Here is a 23,967-nt window from a genome sequence, read left to right as displayed (position 1 = left end):
GTCAGTTACCCCAGCAGATCTTGGCGCCCTCGTCAGAGGAGATGCTGTCGACTCCATCCACCTTCTTGTCGGTCACCAGCGCAACGCCGGTGTTGTAGAAGTCGAGGCCGGGCGAGGTCTTCGGCTTCTCACCACCGCGGGCGATCTTGGCTATGGCCTCCATGCCGAGAGTCGCCATCTTGAGCGGGTACTGCTGGGAGGTCGCGCCGACAATGCCACTCTCGACGCTCGCGACGCCGGCGCAGCCACCATCCACGGAGACGATGATGGCCGTCTTGCCGGCGGCCTTCAGGCTGGCGTTCGCCCCGACAGCCGTCGGCTCGTTGATCGTGTACACGAGGTTGATGTTGGGGTTCTTGGCGAGGCACCTCTCCATAGCGGTCCGGCCACCGTCCTCGGCGCCCTGTCCGGCCTCGTTGCAGACGATGGTGTACGTGCCCCCCTTGCCACCCGTGTACTTGCCGGTCTTCGCTTCGTCGCCGTTCTTCTTCGGGTCGGCGACGTCGATGCCCATCCCCTCGAGGAAGCCCTGGTCGCGGTTGTAGTCCACCGACACGATCTTGTCGTCGAACAGGTCGATCAGGGCGATGACCGCCGGCTTGCCGTCGAGCTGCGCGGCTGCCCACTTCCCGTCCAGGTTGCCAGCCTGACGATTGTCGGTGGCGAACGTGATGTCGACGGTGTCCGCCGGGTCCGGGGGGGTATCCAGCGCAATGACGTACAGGCCCGCATCCCGAGCCTTCGTCATGGAGGCGTTGACGCCGTTGCTCATCGGGGTGATGAGGATGCCCTTGTCGCCGCGGGCGATGGCGTCCTCGATCGCGGTGATCTGGCCCTGGTCGTCACCCTCCTCCTTGCCCGAGGCGACGGTCAGCTTCACGTTGTTCTTCGTGGCGTCCTGCTTTGCGCCTTTCTGCATGGCGACGAAAAACGGGTTGGTGGAGTCCTTGGTGATGAGGGTGACGCCGATGGCCGCCTCGCCGCCGGTACCCGAACTGGAGGAATCGCCGCGGTTGCAGGCTGCCACGGTCACGGCGGTCGAGACTGCCGCGACGATGGCGATTGCCCGTCGGCAGGACGAATTGCTGAAAGTCATGCGAGTCATGGTGGGGTTGCTCCCTCTCTTAGGCGGCCAGCAGGTCGCCGATTTGACCGGCGGCTAGCCCGACCTGGGACCGCCCTGGTTGCGCAACCAGCAATGAAGGAGGAGGCCGGCTCCACTGCTGAACTGGTCGCTACTGCCAGGCTGACCGTAGCTGCCAGATGGTGATCCGGTCCAGTGACGTCCGCCGATGAAGAACACTTGGATCCATTGTCGTCGCGGTCGGACAAGGGCTGGTCGGTGGTGGTCCGCTGAAGGCCCGACCAGCTACACACCCGACGTCAAGGGAAAGACGATCATCCGCGTACGCCTATAAGGCCTTGGCATCCATCATGTGCCCGCCGTTCTAGGCTGAAGTGGTGGATGACCTGCGCGAACGTGCCACACGTCGCGACGAGGAACCGGCATGACCACGATTCACCTTCATAAGTCCACGACCGCGACACCCGAGCAGTTCGTCGCCGCGTTGACCGACTTCGGGCCCGGGCGGTCCGACATCTTCAGCCGCAGCGCCGACGGCTATCTCAAGGTGCACGAACGGGGCATCGATCAGGCCGACGTCACCGAGGGCTCAGGCGGCGTCTGGGAACGCATGCACTACGACTGGTCGGACGTGAACCACGTCGTGGTCACCACCACGGAATCCAACACGTGGGGTGGCAAGTCGGGCTTCACCTACACGCTGAGCCCGCAGCCCGACGGAACTGGAGCACGCCATCAAGGCCGCCGAGGCCCGCAACAACGCTGAAGGCGAGCGAGGCCGCTGACGCCGGACAGAGAACCGACGTCTGAGCCGACAGGTGGCGTCGACTCCGCGCCCACGGTCGACCACCGGAAGGCACCTCGTCGAGCAGCCCCAGTTCGAGGCCTTCTCGGGCGATGGTGCCACCGGTGACCGCGACCACGCGGTCGCCGGCGAGCGTCTGTGCATCAGCGACCGCGGCTGCGACCCTGCGAGGGCCCAGGGGACGAGCCGCTCACGGCGTTCGACCACGGCATGACGTAGCCGTTCGGCGTCTGCACATCGGTCGAGCCGGTCCCAAGACGTCGGCCTGGTCGGCCGCGGACGAACAGCGGCAACGTCGCGGTCCCAACGATGTCGTCGCCGCCTCGACCGGACCGACCAAGCCAAGACGACCCGGGTTCGTCCACGGAGGGCCCGGCGACAACGAAACCATTGTGGACACCGAGGGAGTTTGCGGCGACTCCTTTACCCAGCTGGCCTATGCTTTGCACGACCTGGGAAACGTTGCCGAGCATGCCGCTCCCCCATCCGGGTCCGGTGGTTGTCTGTCGCCGGACCGTCCAGATCCAGGAATCCCGGTCGATGTCGGCACGCCGGACACCCGCGACCTCCCCAATCCGTGCGGCGGTGCCGCCCGCGAACGTGACCACATCGCCCCACCCCTGATAGCGGCCATGCGAGCGTTCCACCAGCGCGGTCGCCAGGCGACCAGGGCCGGCCAGTCCGGCAGGGCGAGCGCGCGTACGTGGCGCCGGGTCAGGGGCGGTCGTGCAGCAACCAGGCGTCGCTGCGAGTCAACGCAAGAGCCAGCTTCCAGGCTGGTGTTTCGAGACTGCCGCCGACCGCCAGGTGCTGGAGAGCGAGCTGCCACGCCTGTTCGCCCAGGGCGGGCTGCCTGCTGACGACGAACTGCAGCATCGTCCCCCAGGACGCCACCAGTTCGGCGCCCCACTGCTGCTCCCATTGACGGATCGCCGCAGCGAGACCGTCCCGGCCGGGGTCACCACCACGATTGCCCAGCGAGATCGCACCCCAGTAGTCGAACCATGCCGGGGCAAGCCACTGCACCGGCGTGGGCAGCAGCACTACATCCGCCCCTTCCAGGGGCGTGAACCAGCACCGGGTGCCGACATACGGCGCAGTGTGCGGCCAAGCCTGCTCAAGGGCCGTTGGGTCGGCCAACAGCCGCTCCCAGGTCCAACGCTGGACCGCGACCGGTGTCGTGGGCGGGCGAAGATCCTGCCGGGCCTGCTGCGTGGCGTCCTGCCCGAGGAAATCGGGCAGCCACAGGTGCAGCTGATCGGGCTCGATAAGGGAGTGTGCGTCAGCCCCCGACCATTGATGGACCGCCCACGGATCCACCGTCCGGGCCGCATGCTCAAGCGCCTCGATCTGCTCGCGTTCGGGGTCCAGCCACTGCCCGTCGACCATGGCGAGGACGGGCCATCGGCCGGTCTGTGCCGTTGCCGCCCGTGCCGCCCGCCAGGCGGGAAGTAGCTGGCTTTTGTCGACGCCGGTGACTACCCACGTGTCGCCGAGGCCCTCCTCGATCGAAAGCCCGTCCAATACAGTCCCCCGGAATACGGCGGCGATCTCGTCGGGGTCGTCCAACGCCGAAGTCACGCCGCGAACCGTAGCCCTTGGCGGCGATCCCGGTAACCCGGCGGCGTCGACGCCGATCGCGCCGGTTCGACGCAGACTTCTTCGTCCACGGCGTCGACGCTCTCCTGCAGGGAATGCCGCGAGCCGGCGTACGACGTCTCATTCTGATCGGTCTCTTCGCCAACCTGCACGATGAGCACGGTCGGCTGGTCCTGGACGACCCCACATCGTTCCTCGGGCACCTACGTCCCTTCGGCCTTTGCACACCGCTGGTTGGAACGGCTCCGGGCTGCCGACGCCACAGTGGACCCGCCGGCCATGTTGGATGTGGCTGCGCCTCGGACCGGTCGCTACCGCACCGGCGGAGACCCGGCCGGGATCGGCGACCCTGTCCTACGCCGACCTGGCGGTCGCCGTCATAGACGAGATCGAAGCGCCGCGACACCATCAGACTCGCACGTCGGTCTTCGACTAAGACCCCTAACATCCGGACCGGACCGGCTCCAGCCGGGCACACAACGACGTCAGCGTGGCTCGCGTTCGCTTCCCGCCACATCCGATCCGGCCGCAGGTCCTGGCGAACAGGCGTCATGGCGAAGTTGCTCGAAGCGGTGCGGTGTTGCAACGAGGTGCGGATCGTGTCGTCGAGCGGGCGCACGGATTCAAACAAGTCGAGCAGAATGGCCGGATGCCGAGGTGGTGGAGTGCGCTGGCACCGCCGCGCGGACGCGCCGGGAAGGAACTGCTGTATGTGCTGCTGACCGCGCCCTTGACGGCCCTCGGGTTCGGCTATGTGCTCGCCGGCTTCGTGGTGTGTGCGGTGCTGTCGATCACGGCTCTCGGTGTTCCCGTGCTCGCGGCTATGGTGCCTGGCACACGCCTGATCGCGCGGACGCGACTCGCGCTCGCCCGATGGCTGCTCGGCGAGGTCGTGCTGGCGCCGCTGGCGTTCCGGCCCGCCGCGGGGCTCTTCGCCTGGCTGCGTACCGGCCTTCGGGACGGCCCAGGATGGCGCGCGGTCGCCTTTCAGCTCTCGGCGCTGCCGTTGGCGCTGGTCGAGCTGACCGTGGTGCTGTTCACGTGGGCGTGGGGTGTCGTCGGGCTCACCGCACCGCTACAGCACGCCCTCGACCTCAACCAGAACACGGTCGACGGCCGGCGCGGCCTGGTGGTAGCGGGCGTCCTGATCGACAGCTGGGTGGGGGTCGCGCTGCTCAGCGCGGCCGGTGCGGCGCTGCTGGTCATCGCGCCGTGGTCGCTGCGGGTGGTGCTGGTCGTCGATCGGCTCCTGGTTCGCGGCCTGCTCAGCCGCGACGAACGCGCCGTGCGGATCGCCGCCCTGCGGCGCAGTCGGGCCGCTGCGGTCGAGGACGCGGCCGCCACGCTGCGGCGCATCGAGCGCGACCTGCACGACGGCGTGCAGGCGCGACTCGTCGCGTTGACGATGAACCTGGCTATGATCGGCGATTTGGTCGGCCGCGGTCCGGGGCAGACCGGTGACCTGCTGGAGTCGGCGCGGGCCAACGCCCGCGACGCCATCAAAGACCTGCGGGACGTCATTCACGACATCCATCCGCCGATCCTCGACAACGGCCTGGAGGCCGCGATCGCCACCCTGACCGCCCGCAGCTCGGTGCCGGTCAGTTGCGACATCCGGATCGGTGACCGACCGGCGGCCGCGATCGAGACGATCGCGTATTTCTGTGTGGCCGAGTTGCTCACCAACGTCGTCAAGCACAGCAGGGCCACCAGGGCCACCGTCGAGCTCTCCCGGCGTGGCGATCGGCTACGCGTGGTGGTCTCGGACAACGGGTCGGGCGGCGCGCACGAGGCCGGCGGCAGCGGGCTGCGGGGGCTGGCCGATCGGGTGGCTACGGTGGACGGCACACTGAGCCTTACCAGCCCGCCAGGAGGCCCCACGGTGGTCAGCGTCTTCCTGCCCGCCCATCTGTGAGGAATCGATGCGCATCCTGATCGCCGAAGACCTCGCCATCCTGCGCGAGGGGCTGGCGCAGCTGCTGGAGATGCGCGGACACCAGATCGCAACCGTGGGCGACGCCGCGGCCCTGCACGACCGGGCCGGGGCCTGGCATCCCGACATTGCGGTGATCGACATCCGGATGCCACCGACGCATACCGACGAGGGCGTGCGGGCCGCGGTCGCGCTCCGGGCGGCGTACCCCGCGGTAGGTGTCCTGCTCTTCTCCCAATATGTCGAGACGCGCTTCGCCAAACAGCTCCTGACCGGCGGCGCCGCCGGCGTCGGCTATCTGCTCAAGGACCGGGTCGGCGACATCGACGAATTCGTCGACGCCCTCGAGCGGGTCGCCGCCGGCGGCACCGCCCTGGACCCCGAGGTGGTCAACCAACTGTTCGGAGCCAGCCAACGCGACCACGATCTCGCCCGGCTCACCCGACGGGAGCGCGAGGCCCTCGCGCTGATGGCCGAGGGCCGCACCAACGCGGCCATCGCGAAGACCTTCGTGGTCACGGAGCGCGCAGTGGAGAAGCACGTGGCCAACATCTTCAGCAAACTTGGCCTGCTGGCATCGGAATCCGACCACCGGCGCGTCCTGGCCGTCCTGCGCTATCTGGAAGCCGCCTAGAGCTGGCGGGTCCAGGCCACGAACAGCAGCGCGGTGGCCAGGCCAGCGACCACGACGGTCGGCATCAGCCAGCGGGGCGTCCGCGCCCCGTCGAGCGCCGCCGTCAACCGCTGGTGCAGTGCGGCGATACCCGCGAGTGCGGCCAGTCCGGCGAGCGCCTCCGGTGTGCCGATCAGGAAGTGGGCCACCCACGCGCCGCCCCGGGTCGGGCCGCCCCACGAATGGTCGTACGGGCCGGAGTCGACGAACCCGTAGAGGACGGCGCGGAGCAGCCACAGCACCTCGACCCCGAGTGGCACCACGGCCATCACGCCGAGAAGGAGGCTCCCCATCGCGTGGCCGGCGACGGCGCGCGTCCGCGGCCGGCCCTCCGGCACCGCGGGCAGGTCCAGCAGCCTGGTCCGCAGCCACCGCCACGACGCGACCGTCCACCGCTGACGGCCGATGACGGCGGCGAACAAGGACACGAGGGACAGTGGCAGCAAGAGCGCACAGTACGCGAGGCTCCGGCCCGCAATGCGAATCCAGTTGCGGAGGCGGCCATGGGTCAGAGCGGTGGGCGGGGCCAGGTGGTCAACGAGAGTATTCACCCGTCCATCGTGTGAGAGCTCCGGCTGCGGGCCAATCGTGCCGCCACGACACTGTCTGGTTCGGAAAGCCGAACCATGCGGTCCACACTGTTCGGATTCGCTCGGCTTCGTTCGGAAACCTTCGACCTGCCCTAACGACCTCGGGACCGTCCCTAGAGGACATTTGCTGACCGCTGTCGCGATGGCGGCAGCGACTCAGGGATGTTCTGCAGACGCGGCGACGTCTCGTGGGGGGTTCCCCGGAGATCACCCTGGAACCGTCGACGATCTCTTCTGGTCTGAATCGACACGTGCTCGACTTGCGGCAGCTCATCCATCGGTGAATGGAGTTGCCCTTTCATGCGAAATGCCATCCGTACTGCGGTAGCTATGGCAGCAGCCGTCATGGCACTGATCGCTCCCATGGCCAGCCCCGCGGGTGCGAAACCGAGTTGGACGGCTGGCAGCGGGCCAAACGGCTGGCGGGCCGGCCCCATCACCTGGAACCCGTGCCCGCAACATTCCGACGACCCCGGACTGCGCTGCGCCACCCTCGACCTCCCGATCGACTGGGCCCACCCACACGGACCGACATTCTCATTGGCGATAGCCAAGCAGGTCGCCACCGACCCGAAAAGGCGAATCGGACCGCTGCTCGTCGGCACAGGCGGTCCCGGCCTGTCCGGCGTCGACTACGTGTTCGACGCGGATACGAAGTTCAGTCCCGAGATCCGCCGAAGGTTCGACATCATCGGGTTCGATCCGCGTGGCGTCGCCCGCAGCAGCCCGGCCGTCTGCTCGGTCTCCCTCCTGGCCCAGATGCCATACCCGGTGATAAGCAGCCAAGCGGATTACGACCAGCAGATCGCCTACAACAAGCGGCTCTACGACGACTGCCGCGCACGCACCGGACCCCTGTTCGACCACGCGGACACCCTCAGCGTGGCCTACGACATGGACGCGATCCGGGCCGCACTCGGCGCACAGCGGATCAGCTATCACGGGGTGTCCTACGGCACGCTGATCGGGCAGGTGTACGCCGAGCGATTCCCGGGTCGCGTCCGGGCGCTCGCGCTCGACAGCGTCATGGACCACAGCCTGAGCACCAAACCGTTCCTGGTCGACCAAGCGGCGGCGGTCGAGGATTCCTTTGACGAGTTCGCCGCCTGGTGCGACCGGAGTCCGGCGTGCGCGCTGCACGGCCGGAGCGTAGGTGCGCTCTACGACGACCTGATGCGTCGAGCCGAGACCGGCACGCTGGTGGACCCGACCAGCGGCAACAGGTTGACCTGGTTCGACCTGAGCAAGCACGCGTTCAAGGAGTTCTACGGGCCGAACTGGTCGAGTCTGGCCAATTGGCTCGACTCGCTGGACAACACCACCCTTGGCGCCACGTCGCCAAAAGCGGCCGCGCCGTCGACCGGTGAGGTCGCTGAACTGCCCCTGCCGGTGGTCTGCGGAGACTGGTCGTTGCCCATTGACGGCTACGCACAGATGTCCCGGTACCTCGACAAATCGCGTGCGGTGGCGCCGCACCTGCGCGTCTCGACCGGCGCCCTCGCACCCACCATGGTGTGCCTCGGCTGGCAGGGCACAGTGAACAATCCACAGCACCGATTGCGGGTAAACACCTCCACGCCGCTACTACTGATTAATGCCCAGCACGATCCGGCCACCCCGTACGCCTGGGCGCGGAACGTCGCGGACCAGCTTGGTGACAACGGCCGGCTCGTCACCTACCAGGGCTGGGGCCACGGAGCTTACCTACGTACCGCGTGTACCACCGGGTATGTCGACCGATTTCTGATCGACCGCAAGCTCCCGCCGATTGGCGCGACCTGCCGGGCCACAGCCCAAACGAAGTAACCGGCCGCTCACTGATTCATATACGGCGGCGCGCGGCCCTTCCTCAGGGCCTCCGCGCCGCCGTAACCAGTTAGCCTGCCGGCCTCCTGCGGGCAGCACAGACAAAGTGGCCAGTCTGCCACTGCTCAGCAGGCACACGCCCGGGCACCATCCAGCCTGAGTGCGATCTGGCGCGTCGGGTGACTAGATCGCGCCACGTTTCGCCGGCTCGCCGTGGCGGGTACAAGGGGCGGCCGCCGGTCCACCACCCCAGCGAGAGCGCCATGTCGGTCCAGGTAGTCCTGTACGTTCTCGCCGTCATCCTGATCGCGGTGGCCGCCCTGCCCCTGCGACCGCGGGGATTTTCCCCGGCCCTGCTGGGCGCGGCGTGCGCGCTGCTCGCGTACGCCTGGCCGGTGATCACCGGCTGACAGTGCACTAGACCGTGCCGCACGAACAATCGACGGTCTGTCGACAAGGCCGATGCCGTTCGCCGCTCGCACACAGGCGTCCCGGCTGCGAACGCTCTGTGCTTCCAACTCGCCTTCGGCGCACTGGTACTCGGAGGCTCGCTGTTGGCGACTCGGCGGGATCGTGATCGTTACGCTGTCGGGCTCCCGTTGATCCGTTGCGGATCGGCGTCACGTGATGCGTGACAGCCCCGGCTCGACGATCGGTAGGAGACACCAGTCGGTCTCTCCGCCGGGGCCGACGGTGATTGGGTCGACGCCTATGCCGGTCAGATTCCAGGACTCGTACTCGGCATGCGGACCGACCTGCAGCTCGGAGCCGTCGTCGAACGTCAAGTGGAGGGCGCCTCGGCCACGGATTTCTACGGTGCTGACGGTCCGGCGGAAGAGGTCCAGCACCGGTGCGAGGCCGGATCCGGTGCCGGGATCGAGCTCGTGCCATTCACCGCTGGCGTCGCAGAGCAGGAACGGGGTCTCGATGACCAGATCGGCATCAACTCGATAGCCTTCGTCGGGGCCGAGACCGCTGAAGCTAAGTCGGACCTGGAAGTCGAAGGCGGTCCGGTCGACGCGGCAGTCAACCAACGCGGTCGGGATTCTCACGAGGCCTACCCTGTCGTGACCGTTCAGCGGTGTTGCCCGCTGGCGTGGAGGTTCGGGTTTACGAACCTTGAATCTAGCGATGGTCTCTTGTCGTCGTGCGCGGGACTTCCACGACCAGGGCCGCACAAAGGGGAGAGGTACTGGGGATGGGCGAGGCCACCGATAAGCACGAGGGGCCGTCCGCGGAGGAACTCGCGAGGCGAACTGAATGGTTCGAGCAGTACGCCGAGGCGTTGAATGTACGTTCTGTGGTGATTGAAGAGGGCAGCGGACCGCACGCGTGTCCGTGCTGCCGGCACCCGACGCTTGACGGGCGAGGTCAGTTCGAAATCTGCTTCGTCTGCGCCTGGGAGGACGACGGGCAAGACGATGAAGACGCCGACACGGTTCGCGGTGGTCCGAACGGCTCGATGAGCCTGACGGACGCGCGGCACGCGTATGCGGAGCGGCCGGTCAGTCTGGCGGACGCGCGGCGTGCCCATGCCGAACGACAAGCCCGCTGGGAGAGCAGGCGCCGCCGATAGGCACTCGCCCAGCCTCGACGTCCTGTTACCGCGGCCGGCCGTTGGGCAGGCGGGACAGTGCCGCGCACAGCAGGTCGATTTCGTCTTCGGTGTTGTAGTAGTGCACCGATGCCCGCACGATCGCGGACAGGCCTCGGGCGGCCAGGTCGTACCTGGCTGAGGTGACCGTGGAGGTCGAGGTGTTGATCTGTGCCCTGGCCAGGTGTGCCTGGATCTCCGCGGCAGGTATGCCGTCGACGGTGAAGCTGACGATTCCGCAGAGGCGCTTGCCGCGGTCCTGAACGACGACGCCGGGCAGTTCAGCCAGGCGCCGGCGGAGATAGGTGGCGAGGGTGGTGACGCGGTCCTCTATGGACTCGATGCCCCACCGCAGGGCGTAGTCCACCGCGACGCCGAGACCGATTTTGGTGGCGTAGTTGGTCTCCCAGCTTTCGAAGCGCCGGGCGTCCGGCCTGAGCTCGTAGCGGTCGTGGTCGGTCCACGTCGCGGCGTGCAGGTCGAGGAACGGCGGGTCGAGTTGGTCGATGAGCCGGTCGGATACGTAGAGGAAGCCGGTGCCGCGTGGCCCGCGCAGGTATTTGCGGCCGGTGGCGGACAGCACGTCGCAGCCGATCTCGGCGACGTCGATGGGTAGCTGTCCGATGGATTGGCAGGCGTCGAGCAGGAACGGCACGCCCGCCGCCCGGGTCAGCCGTCCGATCTCGGCCGCGGGATTGACCAGACCGCTCTGCGTCGGTACGTGCGTCACCGCGACGAGCTTGACGTCGTCGTCGAGCCGTCGACGCAGGTCGTCCACGGAGAACTGCCCGTGCTCGTCGTCGTCGACCACCTCGATGCGGGCGCCGGTACGCGCCGCGGTCTGGAGGAAGGCGATGACGTTGCTGGCGTACTCGGCCCTGGCGGTCAGGATGCGGTCGCCGGGGCCGAAGCGCATCGCGTAGAAGGCCATGTCCCAGGCACGGGTGGCGTTCTCTACGACGGCGATCTCGTGTGGCCGGCTGCCAATCAGGCGGGCGATCGCGTCGTAGACGTTGTTCACCGAGGCCACCGCCGCCGCGGCTGCCTCGTAACCGCCCATCCGCGCCTCTAGCCGAAGGTGGTCGACAACCGCGTCGGTCACCACCGCGGGCGGGAGGGCGGCCCCGGCGTTGTTGAGATGGACGACGTTCGCGCACCCGGGAGTCTCCCGGCGCGCGCGATCGACATCGAGGGTCGCGGGATTGCCTTTTCGCGTCATCGTCTCAGGGCAGCCGGGGGCCGGCTTCGCGCTGGGCGGCGAGCCAGGCTTCGACCTCGTCGGCCTTGCGTGGCAGACCCGTCGACAGGTTCGTCGCGCCTGCGGCGGTGACGAGGATGTCGTCCTCGATGCGGATACCGATGCCGCGCAGCTCGGCGGGGACCAGGTCGTCTTCGGGCTGGAAGTAGAGGCCGGGCTCAACGGTGAGCACGTAGCCCTCGTCGAGCTCGCCGTCGCGGTACTTGTCCGGACGAGCCGACGCGCAGTCATGGACATCCATGCCGAGCATGTGGCCGAACGGGTGGAGCGTCCATCGCCGGTAGATCGTGGAACGTGGGTCCATGGCTTCGTCGACGCTCACCGGCAGCACGCCGAGTGCGGCCAGACCCTCGGCCAGTGCCCGCATGCAGGTTTGGTGGACGTCGCTGAACCTGACTCCCGGCTTGATCAGGTCGATGCCGGCCTGCTGCGCGGCGTACACGATGTCGTAGACCTGCCGCTGTAACGGGGTGAAGGTGCCGGAGACGGGCACGGTGCGGGTCACGTCGGCGGTGTAGAGGTGCCGGTTCTCCACGCCCATGTCCATCAGCAGCAGTTGCCCCGGCGCGGTGAGGCCGGTGTTGCGTTTCCAGCACAGGACGGTGGCGTTGGCGCCGGCGCACACGATGGACCCGTAGCCGACGTGGTTGCCGTCGTGGCGGGCGCGCAGGCCGAACACACCTTCCACAAGCCGTTCCGACACGCCACGATCGGCCGGCAGGACGCGGGCGACATCTTCGAATCCGCGTACGGTGGCGTCGACCGCGTCCTGAAGCTGAGCGATCTCCCACTCATCCTTGGCGAGCTTCGCCTCCGCTATCACCGCGGCCAGTTCCTGGTCACGTGCGCCGGCCCGCTGCGGGTCATGCGGCCGCACGGCGTGGTCGACGCCCGGGTCCAGGCCGCGCAGCACCCGCGTGCGGCCGGGTGCGCACGCGGCGAGCGCGGCGTCGAGGTCGGCGAGGTCGGTGGTTTCGATCCCCAGCTCGGTCGCCTTCTCGGCGAGTGCGTGCCGCCGGCCGACCCACAGCTCACCGTCGCGGCTGCGGAAGAACTCGTCGCTCTCGCGGGGCGAGCGTGTCCGTGTGTACAGCACGGCGTCGTGCCCGCCGCCGTTCGGCCGCAGGATCAGCACGCCGTCAGGGTCGTGGTCTCCGGAGAGGTACGCGAAGTCGCTGCCGGGGCGAAACGGGAACGTCGTGTCGTTCGCCCGCACCTTCCGCGACCCGGTGGGGATCACCAGCGTCTCGCCAGGAAACCCCTCCGACAGCGCCGCCCGGCGACGGGCATGATGGCCGATCTCGGGTCTGGGCCGCACCTCGAGCGGCTCGTCACGCCACCCGGTCCGCATGAAGCTCAGGAACCCGTCCGGAAAATCGGGATCGTACGACTCCGTGCGCACCTCATGCCGTTCATCCCCTGCTGTCACCACTTGCTCCTCGACCGTGTGTCCCGGCAGGCCATGATCACCTGCAACTCTTAGGCTATTGCATATTATTGGCAATAGCGAGACCGGGCATCAGGTCGACGCCCTGTGGCCGGCCGGGGTGCGGCGACGGCACGAACTTGGCGTTGGATGTTGCCCTCGACCAGTTCGCCCGCACGCCCTGCACTTCTCGCCCCTACGCTGCACGATCGTTTCGATCCGCGGCGTCTGGGCCGGGCTGGAGCGCTCTTTGATCCCGCGGAGCTTCCCTGCGCATGAGCAGACGCACCAGGGGCACGCATGCCGCGACCAGCAAAGATAAGGCCGTGATGACGGCGACGACTCCGCTTAGGACCTCTGCCACCTATTTACTGTGGACTCAGGATTCGCTGTTCCGCCAACGTATTGAGCACGCTCCAGGATCTGAGACGCACCCGTGTGTTGGTTAACAAATAATCGGGCAACGTAGTCCGCGGAGACGGGCGCTCGACCTCGCTGGTTCCCGCACCCCTCACACGCGTCGAGGCAGGGGCCATGACCTGCGCAAACGCGTCGGCTCGCGAAGAGAGCCGCGCCGCATGCCAGTTCGCCCTCATAGAATCGCCGTCGCCGACAGGTTCATCTTCGCTATGGCCAACAGCGGCTCGGGCCGCTGCCCAGTTCTTGTTGCCCGGATAGTGTTGATCTCGCCGTAGTGCGCGATCAACCGGTAGAGGTGGGCCAGCGGTCACGACGGAAACGTGTTGGTCTAGAGCCGGGAGTGCACCGGTGGCTTTGGCCGCGTCGGCGAGCGGCAGCGTGTGGCCGATGCGCTTACGAGCGACTGCCAGCAGCTACCTCACGTCAGCAGGGAGCCCGCGCCGATGTCGTCCACAGCAGGCGAGCTCATTACCGAAGTGCTGGAGTACGACGGCGGACGTCAAGTCACCGCCTACGTTCCGGCGGCTGCGCCCGAGGCGATCGTCTTCGCCGGTGACGGCCAGTTGATCACGTCATGGGGAGGAGTTCTGGAAGCCGCCGATCTGCCGCCCACGATGATCATCGGCGCGCACCGGTTGGAGGATGAGACGCTGCGGCTGCACGAGTACTCACCGGGCCGCAGCACGGACGCGTTCGCCTTCGACCCGCGACGGTTCGCGGCACACGAGAAGTTCTTCGTCGAGGACGTACGCCGGTGGGCGGCGACCCGCCTGGGCGCCAAGCTGCCAGCCGACCGAACCGCGGCGTTCGGCGTCTCCGCCGGCGCAGAACTCGCGCTCGCCATGGGGCTTCGTCACCCCGACATCTACGGCGCGGTCTTCTGCGCCTCGCCCGGCGCGGGATATCAGCCACCAGCCGTGCTGCCCGGCAGACTCCCGCGCGCCTACCTCGTCGCGGGCACCAAAGAACCGTTCTTCCGCGACAACGCCACCCGGTGGGCGAACGCGCTGCGCGATGCGGGCGGCGACGTTGTCCTGACCGAACGGGTCGGCTCGCACGGCAACGCGTTCTGGAGGCAAGAGTTTCCACTGATGGTGGCGTGGGCGTTCGGACACTGATCAGGCGCACGTACGGTCGGCTGTCAGGTTTGGCCTGACAGCCGACCGCGCGTACCTAGGGGATGATGTTGATCGTGTCGCAGCCGTAGAAGCTCGTCTGCGTCGACGGGCCGCTGGTGAACTTGCCGAAGACACAGGCCGTCGTGTCGGTCCGGGTCAAGGCGTCGCGTGGTGGTCCGAAGTTGAGGAGCGCGTCCAGGTCGAGGTCGACCGTGCGCTCGTTGGGCTCCAGTGAGAACACTTTGAGGATCCTGTTGTTGATGTCCCGCACGCCCTGGCCGCGTTGCAGGACGTCTGGCGAGCCGAACCGGGTCGCACTGGCGACGATCTTGGTCGCGTCGAACGCCAGCGGGTTGCCGTATTCGCCGGCTCGGGTGGTGAGCACCGCGGTGGGCACGAAGGGCGCGTAGAGGGTGATCCAGTTCTGTGCGATGCCGGGCTGGATGTTGATCGTGACCGGGACCGCGCAGTCGAGCGTGAGTCGCGCGGTCCGCTGGTTGTTGTCGGCCCTCGCGTCGACGACTGAGGCCCGCCGCGGCGTCACCGTGGTGGTGAAGTCGAGCGTGCGCGGTCCCGGCTGGCCACAAGTCACGGTGTACGTCTTCTCCAGCCGCTGCGGTGTGCCGACCGCGATGGTGGCCGGCGTCGTGTCCGGAGCGCTGGGGGTGACGGTGATGCCGGCACCGGCCACGACCTTGCGTTCCACCTTGGCCTCGGTCGGACCGTCGGGTCCGGCGTTGGCGACCGTGCTGGCCACGGTGATGGTCACCGGCCGGCCGATCACGCCGAACAGCGGCCCGGGTGCCGCGACCGCGTCGACCGACAGGTCGCTCTCGTGGCAGTCCGGGTCGTTCGGGTTCGCGACGCAGTAGTCGCGCACGGCCGCCGTGGTGTCGACCGTGGCCACCGTGGCACCGGCCGGGCCGGCCAGCTTGATCTGCTCGATCCGGCTGTCGTAGGGCACGAGCACCTGGGTGCGGCCGGCCTGGCCGGTGAAGCCCGCATGCTCCGCGTACGCCAGAGCCGGGTTCGGCATGGTGGTGGTGCGCAGCACCGCGCCGTCGGCGATGCTGGTCACCGTCAGGTCCGGCTTCAAAAACGCCGTGCCCGGTGTGGCCACGTTCGCCACCACGACGCCGGCCGACGTGCCGGACAGCGCGGATTGGAAGTCGATCGTGGCGACGAAGCTACGGGCGTTGTCGACGTATTCGGGCTGTGGAGCCGGAGCGAAGGCCGAGTTGGCTACGGTGGGGACCGCCTGTGCGGTCGCGTGGATCGCGCCGACCGCCAGGGCGACGACACCGATTATCAGCATGGGTACGCGTTTTCGCATCGTGGGCCCCCTCAGCACTTTGCCTGGTCGCATAGACCGAACACGAAGGTCATGCGTCGCCGGTCGGCTCGTCGGGCGAAGTCGTTGTCGTTCATCAGGTCGTTGGACGCGGGGTCGGAGACCCAGAAATCAAAGTTGGTGTCGGTGTCGAAGACCGAGTCCATGCCGCGGCACTGGGCGGCGGTCCCGCCGAGGTTCCCGACGTCGTTGACGCACGCGTTGCTGCTCAGGTAGACGTTCGGAGCGTCGTCGGTCTGGAAGTAGCCGCCGTCGCAGCAGTACTCGTCGGCCAGGCCGAAGCCGGCGTGTCCGACCTCGTGGATGAACACCCCGGTCTCGCCGGCCTCGGCGCTGAGCACGCCGCCGAAGGCGCATTCCCGCAGGGTGTTCGCGTTGCCGGGTGGCGGGGTCGCCGGATGCAGGATCGCGCGGACATTGGCGAATCCATAGTCGACGCCGAGGTTGGCCGGCGGTTGGTGCTGGCACGTGTCGTCGATGCCGTCGCCGTTGCGCAGGTCCCGGAAACCGCCCGTGGCCGCCGGGTCGAGAGCTATCCAGACGTTGATGTGACGTTGGTTGTCGAGCACGAGTTGCTCGCGCATCAGCTCCGCCACGGCCGTGTGGGCGTGGTTGAGGAAGTTGGAATCCTTCGGCCCGCTGTAGACCGGGAAGGTCAGCAGGCTGGTGTTCGACGGGTTGTTCGGTTGACTCCGCACGTTGGTGGTCGCCGGGAACAGGACCACGTCCAGGGCGCTCTCACGGGCCCCGGACAGCAGCACGGGTACGGCGCGTCCCTGCGGCGGATCCCCGACCTGCACCGTGTGCCACCCGGAGTCGACAGGCTCGAGTCTGTCGATCGCCAGGCAGCTGTAGGAGAAGGTCGAGCCTGCCGCCCCGGCCGTCCGGCTGGCGCTGAACGTCGTCTGCCGGCCCGAACCACCGATCTTCTGTCGGGTCGCGCCGCCGTCGGTCGAGAAGAAGATGTCCAACTGGTCGGAGATCAGTTGCGGCAGTGGGCCGCCGTCGGATTGGTCGCCGAACGCTTCGGCGGTGATGGTGACCGACTCGCCGGGCTGCGGCCACAACGGAGAGTGCAGGCACCTGACATGCCGTCCGGGCGCCTGCGCCGGCTCGTTGACCTCGACCATGAGGATCATGTCGCCGACGTCGCCGTCGTCCGCGTTGCCCTGCGTCGTGACCTCGGCACCGCACGGTCCGCTGACGTCACCGGTGAAGTAGCAGCGGGAGTCCTCCGGGTGCAGGTCGATCGAGAAGTTCACCGCCCGGTCGGCATCATTGTTGGTGAGGTCGATCTGGTTGTCGCGGAAATTCAGGCCGTCGTCCTCGTCGAAAATCTCGATCTTCACATCGGTGGTGGCATTGCTGTGGTCAACCGTTTCGGTGGCTTTCCAGTCCGGCGTGATAATCGACTTGTCCTCGATCTCCCCGAAGTCGGTCGAGTTGCCCGCGATGGTCGTCCGGCCATAGAAATCGGCGTCCGAAGTCACGTCGATCGGGCCGCCCGGACAGCATTCCGCCACCCTGACAATCGTGACGGTCACGCTCAACGGCAGCGCCTGCGCGGGCGCCGCCCAGGCCACCAGGCACGTCGCGGCCACGGCGACGGCCACGAGCGCCGCGCGTATTCGCCGAAGGACGACCCGTCTCGCATTTCGGTTTCCTGCCAAGCTCATTCGCGTACACCTCTTTTCAAGAAAGGCATTTCCTAAAGAGGGTTGCCGCGCCAGAGAGGCGTCGTCAAGGCGACGTACAGTCGGCTTTCAAGTCAGATCAACGACTCGCGAACGCAATTCTTCACTCGAAAGAACGAAATTGCGATTCTCAATTGAATGACGTGTATCAAACGACGTCCAAGTCCGTCCGTAGCGCCATCGCGAGCGCGAGCTAGTCGGACAGCGCGGCGGCGTCGAGGAACGCTGCCACGTCGGCCGGCAGCGGGTCGCCTTCAATCCGCGTCCCCTCGGCCACCGCACCGTCGAACACGAACCGCGCCCCCGCGGCAAGTTCCAAGCCCGTGAACGTCATCCGGCCGCCGGTGAGCCGGGCACCGCGCAGGTCGACCGTGCCGCCCACGACCCGGCAGCCGGTGAAGTTGAGGTGGGTGCCGTCGGTGAGGTGGATACCGGGCAACCAGATCACATCGAGCACCGCGTTGCGCAGGTTGAACGAGCAGCCGTTCCAGCTCGGCAGTGGACCGGGCGCGAGGTGGGCCCGGATGGAGCCGACGATCGCTTGGCGGATCTCGTCTTCTCCCGCGATCCAGCCTTGCGCGGACGGGTCGGGCTGGTAGGGCAGCCGCAGGTAGGCGCACAGCGCGCTGACGCAGGTCTGGCGTAGCTCCTGGCTCGGTGCGTCGTCGGCGAGACCGGCGACGGCGTAGACGGCGGCGGCCCGGACCGCGGGCCGCTCGTGGCCGAGTTGGGTCGTCGAGCTGCCGAAACGCTCGTTGAACAGGCGAGTGTCGTCGCGGCGGGCGGCGGCGACGGCGCGCTCGTTCTCCTTCTCGACCACCGCCTGCCGCCGATATGCCACGACGAGTGCCACCACGCCGCCGACCCCGGCCACCACCGCGAGCGCGAGCTTGATCAACTCAAGCTGGTTGGTGACCGTGAAGGCGGCACCCCGTGGCAGGTGGGGCGCCCCGACCGCGAGCCAGAGCACGGCGGCCGCCACCCCGAACACCAGAACGGCGACGAGCAGAACGACTGCGACGTGCCGGCCCAGCGACATCGGGCGGCGCAGCCAGAACCTGCGTCCTTCCATGCCGCGCAGCGTAGAGCGAAACAGAGCCTCGGCGACTGTTTGATTTCGTAGCGCTTTCGCTTTGATCGCATGGTCAGAGATCGACCTCGTGCATAGCGCCGTCGCGGGCCGCGAGCGCGTTCGGATCCGTTCGAGGTTGTTCGAGATCCTTTCCCCGAGGGACCCCGCGCACCGACGATTGCCGCATCAGCTTTCCGGGCGACCGACTCGCCGGACGGGCACAGTGGTTCGGGGGCCGTCCGGCGCGCATGTCAGCCGGCGGTCGGCGCCTCCACGCCGATCGCCGGCTCGTGCAGCAGTTCCGCCGCCTCGTCGTGGCACGCCTGCGCCTGCGTCGTCCGGCCGAGGCTCCCGTGGATGTCACCCAACAGCCGCAGGGCCAGGCCGCACCCGCGGTCGTGGCGCAACTCCCGGCTGATGGCCAGCGCCCGCTCGGCGTGCCAGAGCGCCTGGCGCTGCTGACCGGCCTGATGCTCGGTCTCGGCCAGGTTGGTCAGCACCAGCGCCTCCCGGAGCCGGTCGTCCAGCTCGCGGGTGATCGCGAGGCCGGCGCGGTGGTGGTCCAGCGCCTCCTCGAACCGTCCCAGCCGGCGCAGCACGATCCCGATGTTGTCCAGTGTGGACCCGGTCTTGTAGCGGTCGCTGAGCTCCTTGCGCAGTGTCAGGCTGCGCTCCAGGCACCGCAGCGCCGCTTCGAAGTCGCCGTTGTCGCGGTGGGCGTTGCCCAGGTTGTTGAGGCAGGCCGCCTCCCCCGCCCGGTCGCCGAGCTCCCGCCTGATCGCCAGCGCCTGGTCGAGCAGCTCGATGCCCTCGCGCCGCCGCTCGTGCCGCAGCATCGCGATGGCCAGCGTGTTGAGCGCCTGCGCCGTGCCTCGCTGGTCACCGAGCCGCTGCGCGGCCGCGATCGCGAGCTGTCCGAGGCGGGCCTGGTCGACGAAGTGACCGGCGTAGTCCAGGTACTTGGCCACGGCGATGCCCAGGTCACGGATCGCGGGCAGCGCGCGGCCGGCCGCGTACTCCTGACCGGCGAGCATTCTGATGTTGACCCGCTCCTGTTCGAGCCACTGCCAGGCCTGCGCGGTGGTGGCGTCCGGCGCGATCAGACGCTGCGCGGTGCCAGCGATCTCCGTGTACGGCAGTGGGTCGTGCGGGAAGAGCGTGCGCGCGGCGCTGGCGGCGGCGCTGAACATCACCGCCGCCAGCCGCTCCCGCACCGCGAGCTGGGCAGCCGGTGGATCCACCTCCGAAGCCTGCTCACGCGCGAAGATCCGCACGCTGTCGTGGTAACGGAACCGGCCCGGCGCCGGGCACTCGACCAGATGGGCATCGACGAGGACGTCGAGGGCGCGTTCGACGGCCACCTGAGGCGCGTCGAGCATCGCGGCACAGGCGGCCGCGCCCAGCTCGATCCACTCGGGAACCGCGGCGAGGCGGAACACGGTCGCGGCCGTGTCCGCTGGCAGGCTTCGGTATCCGACCCGCAGGCCCGCGCGCACCGACAGGTCGCCGACCTCGAGCTCGTCGAGGTGGCGGGCGTGGTCGCCGAGGTGGGCGGCGAGGGCGCCGAGGGTGCCCGGTGCCTGCCGGCCCGCCGCCCGCGCGCCCACGATCCGCAGAGCGAGCGGGGACCCGCCGCACAGCCGGACGATGTCGCCGGCGGCCGCGGCCTCGACGGTCACCCGCTCCGGCCCGCACAGGTGCGCGAGCAGGTCCCGCCCGGCCGAGGCCGCCAGCGGCTCCACCGGGAGGCGCCGGGTCACGTCGAGGTCGGGCAACCGGCGCCGGCTGGTCACCAATGTGGTCGACCGCGGGCCGCTGGGCAGCAGCGGCCGCACCTGCGCGGCCGACCCGGCGTTGTCGAGCACGACCAGCATCGCCCGGTCGGCCGTCGTACTGCGGAACAGCGCACTGGCCTCGTCCACCGTGGCGGGTGCGGTGCGAACGCCGAGGGCCCGCAGGAAGCCGAGGAGCACGTCGTGCGGCTCGCTCGGCGCGGCATCGGTGCTGGCACCGCGCAGGTCGACGTAGAGGCAGCCGCCCGGGTGCCGGCCGGCCGCACGGTGGGCGGCCAACACCGCGAGGGCGGACTTGCCGACGCCGCCGGCACCGGTGAGCAGCCACACGCCCGGCGGCTGGGCCAGCCCCTCGGCGAGCCGGTCGAGCTCGTCGTCGCGGCCCACGAGCACGGGCGGCGCGGGTGGCAGCTGGAACGGCACCTGGACCGGGCGCTCAGCGGGCTCCGGTTCCGGGGCGGCGCCCTCGGCCAGCCGTTCCCACACCGCGATCCACTGCCGTACCGCCGCGGGCGGAACCTCGCACGCGGTCAGGACGGCCGTCACCAGCTCGCGGCGGGGAAGGGTCTGCCGGGCGAGCATCGTGGCGAGCGTGCTGGCGGGCAACACCGCGCCGGCCACCTCGGCCCGTTTCGCGATCGTCCGGTAGGACAGGCCCGACCGGTCCCGTACGCGGCGCAGCAGGACGACGAACTCCTCTGCGGTCGTCACTCCGCGTGGATCGAGCGCCTGCATGTACCCCCGGTCCCGGAAAGCCAGCCATCACGTGGCGTCGATGATCCCGCGCCGGGGCCACGCCGGGCAACGTGCCGTCCTACCCCGTGGACATCGGCCGTTGTTGACGCAGCGTAGGGCGCGTGAGACGCGCGGACTGCGGCGGAAACGCTTGTGCCTGCTTCAGGTGTGTCCGTTTCGCCCTGACGACGAGCCCGGGCACGATGTCCGTGAACTCTTTTAGCCCGGCCACTCGCTCCGCTCGCGTGGGGCGAGCCATTTGGAGCATCGTCATCACCTCGCCGGCGAGGCGGTCGCCGCGCTCGGAGTGTTGCGGGTCGTCGCGGTCCGCGATGACCAGGGGCACTACCCATTCCGGGAGATCCTTCAAGGCGGCACGCAGCACGTTGATGCCGTCCGGCTGACCGGCCACCCAGGGGTCGATCAAAAGCAACGCCGGTGCCGAGGCGAAGATTTCCGACCGACTCGAGTACGACGCGAGGCTGGCCCGCAATCCGAGCCGCTCGACAAGGTTCACCCCGTACTCGCCGATTGGCCGTTCCTGGCTCTGTGCGAAGGGGCGCCATTGGCTGCTCACGGTGCCATAGCTGCCGGGAGCGCGGCGCGGTGGCAGGTGACTGGCGATGGGCGCGGTCACCGCGACGACGAATGGAGCCGCAGTTGTCTCCTCGGTCGGCTGGTCCAGGAACGGGCCGAGGTATCGCCCGGACACGGGCGGCAAGGGCGATCGTTCGGCGAGGTCGACGATCCCGACCGCGAGTTTGTCGAGCAGCCGTTCGTACGGCTCCCGGTAGAGACCCACCATGCACAACGCACGCATGCCCTCTGCGGCGTACTCCGGGACGTCGCTGCCGAATTGAAGGGCGCGCCGAGTCTCGGGCGTCTGATCCCACGTCTCCATCGGGATCCATCGCACCGGCATGATCCGGTCAACGGGGTCCTGGCCCGTGGCCGCGACCCGCTCGGCGAACGCACGGCGCTCCCGGGTCATCCACGCGCCTTTGAAATACCGGGGAGAATAGAGCGGGATGAAGACCTGAGCGGCGCCGAGCGCCCCGGTGACCACGGCGTTCCAGTCCGCCCCAGCCGGAACGTGCTGGCCGGAGAACCCGACGCTCGCACGACCCGGACGCGATCGGAGCTGGACGGCGCGAGAAAGATCGTCGAAGAAGGCCTCCACCGGGCGGTCGGTGCCGACGCCATCGGGCGTCGGCGGCGAGTGCGCGTAGCTCAGGTAGAAATAGATACCGCTGTCGCCTCCCGCCCGCGACTGCGCGTCGCTGGCGCCCATCAGTCCACCTCCCTGCCCGCGAGGAAGATGTTCCGGAGGTGGTCAGTGCTGGTCGGGATCGGGTCGAGTCGCTCGACGTGATGCCGCCTGGCGATCTCTACGATCGCCTGGGCGAGTCGCCAGACGATCGCGTTGTAGACGGAATCCGCACCGACCATGCGCAGCCCGAGCAGCCCCTCCCGCCGGTAGGTCGCCGCCATTTGGGGATCTGGGAGGCCCACCGGCGTGAAGAGCTGAATATCTTTGACCACCGGCGGAGCGGAAGCGTAGTCGTCCGTAGGGGTCCAAAGGACCGGAAGGATTCCGGCATCGGACACCTCACCGTCGCTGATGCGAACCACTCTGCGCCGCGCGAACAAGTCCCACTCCATGCCGCACCAGGTGCTGCTCAGCAGCCTCGCCGAGATCAACGGGACGAAGACCTGGCAGGTGCTGGCGGCGCGGAAGAGCTCGGCGGACCATCGGGTGCCGCCCACCGTCGCGTGATCCACGAACCCCGGGTCTTCGCCGGGTAGCCCGCCGACCAGTTCGCTCACGTTCTCGGACAGGTCGGAGAACAGCTCCATCACCCGTCGGTCCGGATCGCGGGCGACAGTGCGCGTACTGGCCCGGGAGTAGCTCAGGAAGAACAACGGCGCGCTCGGGTCGACGTCGTACCTGGAGGTTCTCACGATGTCGATCTCCCACGTCCGATTGAGTCGCGAACCAAGACTAGATTGAGGCGGGCCAGCACCGAAGTGTCAACCTCGTGGCCGAAATCTATCGACCGATTGAGCGCAGCCTTCCGGACCGCGTTGGCCCTATGCTCTGGACCTGTGAGCCGAGTCGTCGTCGTTCATGGAATCTCGAATACCTTCATCACTGGCCCACAATTGGCCCAGACATGGGGACCGGCGCTGCGCGGTGGCGTGGAGCTCGCTGGCGGCGCCCGCGGAATCCTGACCACAGACGACATCGGCTACGTGGCCTACGGGGATATCTTTCGTCCGTCTGGCAGGTTTCTCGGCGGTGATGGCCCCCCGCTGACAGCGGACGATGTCGACGACGGCCTCGAGACCGAGCTGCTGTTGGCATGGTGGAAGCGTGCGGCGGAGATAGATCCGGGAGTGCCCCCGCCCGACGGTCGCACCCTCGGGGCGCGGGCGTCGTCGCGGGCAGCTCTGTTGGCCCTTGCCGGGTCGCGCTTTCTGGCGCGGGTCGCGGAGCGCACATTGGTGTGGTGGTTGAAGCAGGTCAGCACATATTTCACCGATGCCGAGACGCGGCAGGCGATTCAGAAACGGTTCGCTGAAGCGATCGACGCGGATACCCGCGTCGTGGTGGCGCATTCACTCGGCTCCGTCCTGGCGTACGAAGGATTGTGCACGCGACAGCACCCGAATGTGACGGATCTGGTGACGCTGGGTTCCCCGCTGGGAGTTCCGCATGTCGTCCTGCACCGGCTGCGACCGCAGCCGAGCAGCGGGGCGGGGGCGCCGCTCGGCGTGTGGCCGGGCGTGAGCCGGTGGGTGAACATCAATGACGACGGAGACTTCGTAGCGCTGCAACCGCGGCTCCGGGCGGTGTTCGGCGAGCGCGTCGTCGACGTGGCCATCAGCAACGGCGTCTCGGGCCACGCGGCGGAGCGCTACCTGTCGGCCGCGGAGACCGGCGCCGCGGTCCTGGCCGGGCTGCGCTGACGGGATTGTCGGATGGCGACCCCCCAGCCACGGCGATACTTCATCG

The 23,967-nt window shown here is 68.4% G+C and carries 21 protein-coding genes; 8 read left to right on the top strand and 13 right to left on the bottom strand.

What is annotated here, in order from left to right; translation table 11 throughout:
* Position 1 precedes the first annotated feature (1 nt).
* Positions 2-1,096, bottom strand: a complete 1,095-nt coding sequence (locus BLV39_RS37260; RefSeq protein WP_090803067.1) for a substrate-binding domain-containing protein — start codon at positions 1,094-1,096, stop codon at positions 2-4.
* Between the two features lie 412 nt (positions 1,097-1,508).
* Here BLV39_RS37260 and BLV39_RS37255 point away from each other — a divergent pair, with 412 nt between their 5' ends.
* The gene (locus BLV39_RS37255) at positions 1,509-1,850 is read left to right on the top strand and encodes a hypothetical protein (protein WP_204082955.1); all 342 of its coding nucleotides are present in this window, start codon (positions 1,509-1,511) and stop codon (positions 1,848-1,850) included.
* Between the two features lie 753 nt (positions 1,851-2,603).
* Here the strand turns inward: BLV39_RS37255 and BLV39_RS37240 are convergent.
* Both BLV39_RS37240 and BLV39_RS37235 read right to left on the bottom strand, forming a co-directional pair.
* Positions 2,604-3,470 carry a DUF4253 domain-containing protein gene (locus BLV39_RS37240; protein WP_090803065.1) on the bottom strand — a complete coding sequence of 289 codons (867 nt, stop codon included), beginning with the start codon at positions 3,468-3,470 and terminating at the stop codon, positions 2,604-2,606.
* The gene (locus BLV39_RS37235) at positions 3,467-3,649 is read right to left on the bottom strand and encodes a hypothetical protein (protein ID WP_143050056.1); all 183 of its coding nucleotides are present in this window, start codon (positions 3,647-3,649) and stop codon (positions 3,467-3,469) included. Before BLV39_RS37235 ends, BLV39_RS37240 begins: the two co-directional genes overlap by 4 nt.
* A 488-nt stretch (positions 3,650-4,137) precedes the next feature.
* Between BLV39_RS37235 and BLV39_RS37230 the strand changes: the two genes are divergently transcribed.
* A complete protein-coding gene (locus BLV39_RS37230) occupies positions 4,138-5,403 on the top strand; it encodes a sensor histidine kinase (RefSeq protein WP_090803060.1) in 1,266 nt (421 codons plus the stop codon).
* A gap of 7 nt (positions 5,404-5,410) precedes the next feature.
* Positions 5,411-6,055: a response regulator gene (locus tag BLV39_RS37225; protein WP_090803057.1), complete on the top strand. Its 645-nt coding sequence runs from the start codon at positions 5,411-5,413 to the stop codon at positions 6,053-6,055.
* Here the strand turns inward: BLV39_RS37225 and BLV39_RS37220 are convergent.
* A complete protein-coding gene (locus BLV39_RS37220; RefSeq protein ID WP_090803054.1) occupies positions 6,052-6,540 on the bottom strand; it encodes a hypothetical protein in 489 nt (162 codons plus the stop codon). The two genes, BLV39_RS37225 and BLV39_RS37220, sit on opposite strands and share 4 nt — an antisense overlap.
* A 444-nt stretch (positions 6,541-6,984) precedes the next feature.
* Here BLV39_RS37220 and BLV39_RS37215 point away from each other — a divergent pair, with 444 nt between their 5' ends.
* Both BLV39_RS37215 and BLV39_RS43365 read left to right on the top strand, forming a co-directional pair.
* Positions 6,985-8,490: an alpha/beta hydrolase gene (locus tag BLV39_RS37215; RefSeq protein ID WP_090803051.1), complete on the top strand. Its 1,506-nt coding sequence runs from the start codon at positions 6,985-6,987 to the stop codon at positions 8,488-8,490.
* A gap of 263 nt (positions 8,491-8,753) precedes the next feature.
* Entirely contained in the window at positions 8,754-8,900 is a 147-nt protein-coding gene (locus tag BLV39_RS43365) for a hypothetical protein (protein ID WP_176985279.1), read from the top strand.
* Positions 8,901-9,110: 210 nt separating this feature from the next.
* Here BLV39_RS43365 and BLV39_RS37210 read toward each other — a convergent pair whose 3' ends face one another.
* On the bottom strand, positions 9,111-9,542 hold the full coding sequence (locus BLV39_RS37210; protein ID WP_090803049.1) for a DUF6188 family protein: 432 nt from the start codon (positions 9,540-9,542) through the stop codon (positions 9,111-9,113).
* A gap of 146 nt (positions 9,543-9,688) precedes the next feature.
* Here BLV39_RS37210 and BLV39_RS37205 point away from each other — a divergent pair, with 146 nt between their 5' ends.
* The gene (locus BLV39_RS37205) at positions 9,689-10,066 is read left to right on the top strand and encodes a CPCC family cysteine-rich protein (protein ID WP_090803047.1); all 378 of its coding nucleotides are present in this window, start codon (positions 9,689-9,691) and stop codon (positions 10,064-10,066) included.
* A 25-nt stretch (positions 10,067-10,091) separates the two neighbouring features.
* Here BLV39_RS37205 and BLV39_RS37200 read toward each other — a convergent pair whose 3' ends face one another.
* Positions 10,092-11,303: an aminotransferase class V-fold PLP-dependent enzyme gene (locus BLV39_RS37200; protein ID WP_090803044.1), complete on the bottom strand. Its 1,212-nt coding sequence runs from the start codon at positions 11,301-11,303 to the stop codon at positions 10,092-10,094.
* Between the two features lie 4 nt (positions 11,304-11,307).
* Positions 11,308-12,771 carry an aminopeptidase P family protein gene (locus BLV39_RS37195; protein ID WP_239084100.1) on the bottom strand — a complete coding sequence of 488 codons (1,464 nt, stop codon included), beginning with the start codon at positions 12,769-12,771 and terminating at the stop codon, positions 11,308-11,310.
* Positions 12,772-13,631: 860 nt separating this feature from the next.
* Between BLV39_RS37195 and BLV39_RS37190 the strand changes: the two genes are divergently transcribed.
* The gene (locus BLV39_RS37190; protein WP_090803042.1) at positions 13,632-14,306 is read left to right on the top strand and encodes an alpha/beta hydrolase; all 675 of its coding nucleotides are present in this window, start codon (positions 13,632-13,634) and stop codon (positions 14,304-14,306) included.
* Between the two features lie 55 nt (positions 14,307-14,361).
* Here the strand turns inward: BLV39_RS37190 and BLV39_RS37185 are convergent, their stop codons facing one another.
* The 6 genes from BLV39_RS37185 to BLV39_RS37160 all read right to left on the bottom strand — a co-directional run bounded on the left by BLV39_RS37185 (position 14,362) and on the right by BLV39_RS37160 (position 22,913).
* A complete protein-coding gene (locus BLV39_RS37185; protein ID WP_090803039.1) occupies positions 14,362-15,621 on the bottom strand; it encodes a hypothetical protein in 1,260 nt (419 codons plus the stop codon).
* Between the two features lie 29 nt (positions 15,622-15,650).
* The gene (locus tag BLV39_RS37180; RefSeq protein WP_090803037.1) at positions 15,651-17,270 is read right to left on the bottom strand and encodes a hypothetical protein; all 1,620 of its coding nucleotides are present in this window, start codon (positions 17,268-17,270) and stop codon (positions 15,651-15,653) included.
* A gap of 274 nt (positions 17,271-17,544) precedes the next feature.
* On the bottom strand, positions 17,545-18,423 hold the full coding sequence (locus tag BLV39_RS37175) for a hypothetical protein (RefSeq protein ID WP_143050055.1): 879 nt from the start codon (positions 18,421-18,423) through the stop codon (positions 17,545-17,547).
* A gap of 251 nt (positions 18,424-18,674) precedes the next feature.
* Positions 18,675-20,927, bottom strand: a complete 2,253-nt coding sequence (locus BLV39_RS37170; RefSeq protein WP_176985278.1) for an ATP-binding protein — start codon at positions 20,925-20,927, stop codon at positions 18,675-18,677.
* A 103-nt stretch (positions 20,928-21,030) separates the two neighbouring features.
* Entirely contained in the window at positions 21,031-22,242 is a 1,212-nt protein-coding gene (locus BLV39_RS37165) for a TIR-like protein FxsC (protein ID WP_090803027.1), read from the bottom strand.
* Entirely contained in the window at positions 22,242-22,913 is a 672-nt protein-coding gene (locus BLV39_RS37160; RefSeq protein ID WP_090803023.1) for a TIR-like protein FxsC, read from the bottom strand. Before BLV39_RS37160 ends, BLV39_RS37165 begins: the two co-directional genes overlap by 1 nt.
* Before the next feature lie 144 nt (positions 22,914-23,057).
* On the opposite strand from BLV39_RS37160, the gene BLV39_RS37155 reads away from it, so the two are divergent.
* Complete coding sequence (locus BLV39_RS37155) at positions 23,058-23,921, top strand: hypothetical protein (RefSeq protein WP_090803020.1); 864 nt, start codon at positions 23,058-23,060, stop codon at positions 23,919-23,921.
* The last annotated feature ends 46 nt before the right edge of the window (positions 23,922-23,967 follow it).

The sequence above is a fragment of the Asanoa ishikariensis genome (assembly GCF_900107455.1).
GTDB lineage: Bacteria > Actinomycetota > Actinomycetes > Mycobacteriales > Micromonosporaceae > Asanoa > Asanoa ishikariensis.
Note: the sequence above shows the minus strand (reverse complement) of the source record. Positions and strands in the feature narration are given on the sequence as shown.

Coding starts and splice junctions, on each gene's coding strand:
- BLV39_RS37215 (WP_090803051.1), top strand. CDS start 6,985: ATGCGAAATGCCATCCGTACTGCGGTAGCTATGGCAGCAGCCGTCATG.
- BLV39_RS37260 (WP_090803067.1), bottom strand. CDS start 1,096: ATGACTTTCAGCAATTCGTCCTGCCGACGGGCAATCGCCATCGTCGCG.
- BLV39_RS37175 (WP_143050055.1), bottom strand. CDS start 18,423: ATGGAAGGACGCAGGTTCTGGCTGCGCCGCCCGATGTCGCTGGGCCGG.
- BLV39_RS37200 (WP_090803044.1), bottom strand. CDS start 11,303: ATGACGCGAAAAGGCAATCCCGCGACCCTCGATGTCGATCGCGCGCGC.
- BLV39_RS37190 (WP_090803042.1), top strand. CDS start 13,632: ATGTCGTCCACAGCAGGCGAGCTCATTACCGAAGTGCTGGAGTACGAC.
- BLV39_RS43365 (WP_176985279.1), top strand. CDS start 8,754: ATGTCGGTCCAGGTAGTCCTGTACGTTCTCGCCGTCATCCTGATCGCG.
- BLV39_RS37225 (WP_090803057.1), top strand. CDS start 5,411: ATGCGCATCCTGATCGCCGAAGACCTCGCCATCCTGCGCGAGGGGCTG.
- BLV39_RS37205 (WP_090803047.1), top strand. CDS start 9,689: ATGGGCGAGGCCACCGATAAGCACGAGGGGCCGTCCGCGGAGGAACTC.
- BLV39_RS37165 (WP_090803027.1), bottom strand. CDS start 22,242: ATGGGCGCCAGCGACGCGCAGTCGCGGGCGGGAGGCGACAGCGGTATC.
- BLV39_RS37185 (WP_090803039.1), bottom strand. CDS start 15,621: ATGCTGATAATCGGTGTCGTCGCCCTGGCGGTCGGCGCGATCCACGCG.
- BLV39_RS37255 (WP_204082955.1), top strand. CDS start 1,509: ATGACCACGATTCACCTTCATAAGTCCACGACCGCGACACCCGAGCAG.
- BLV39_RS37230 (WP_090803060.1), top strand. CDS start 4,138: ATGCCGAGGTGGTGGAGTGCGCTGGCACCGCCGCGCGGACGCGCCGGG.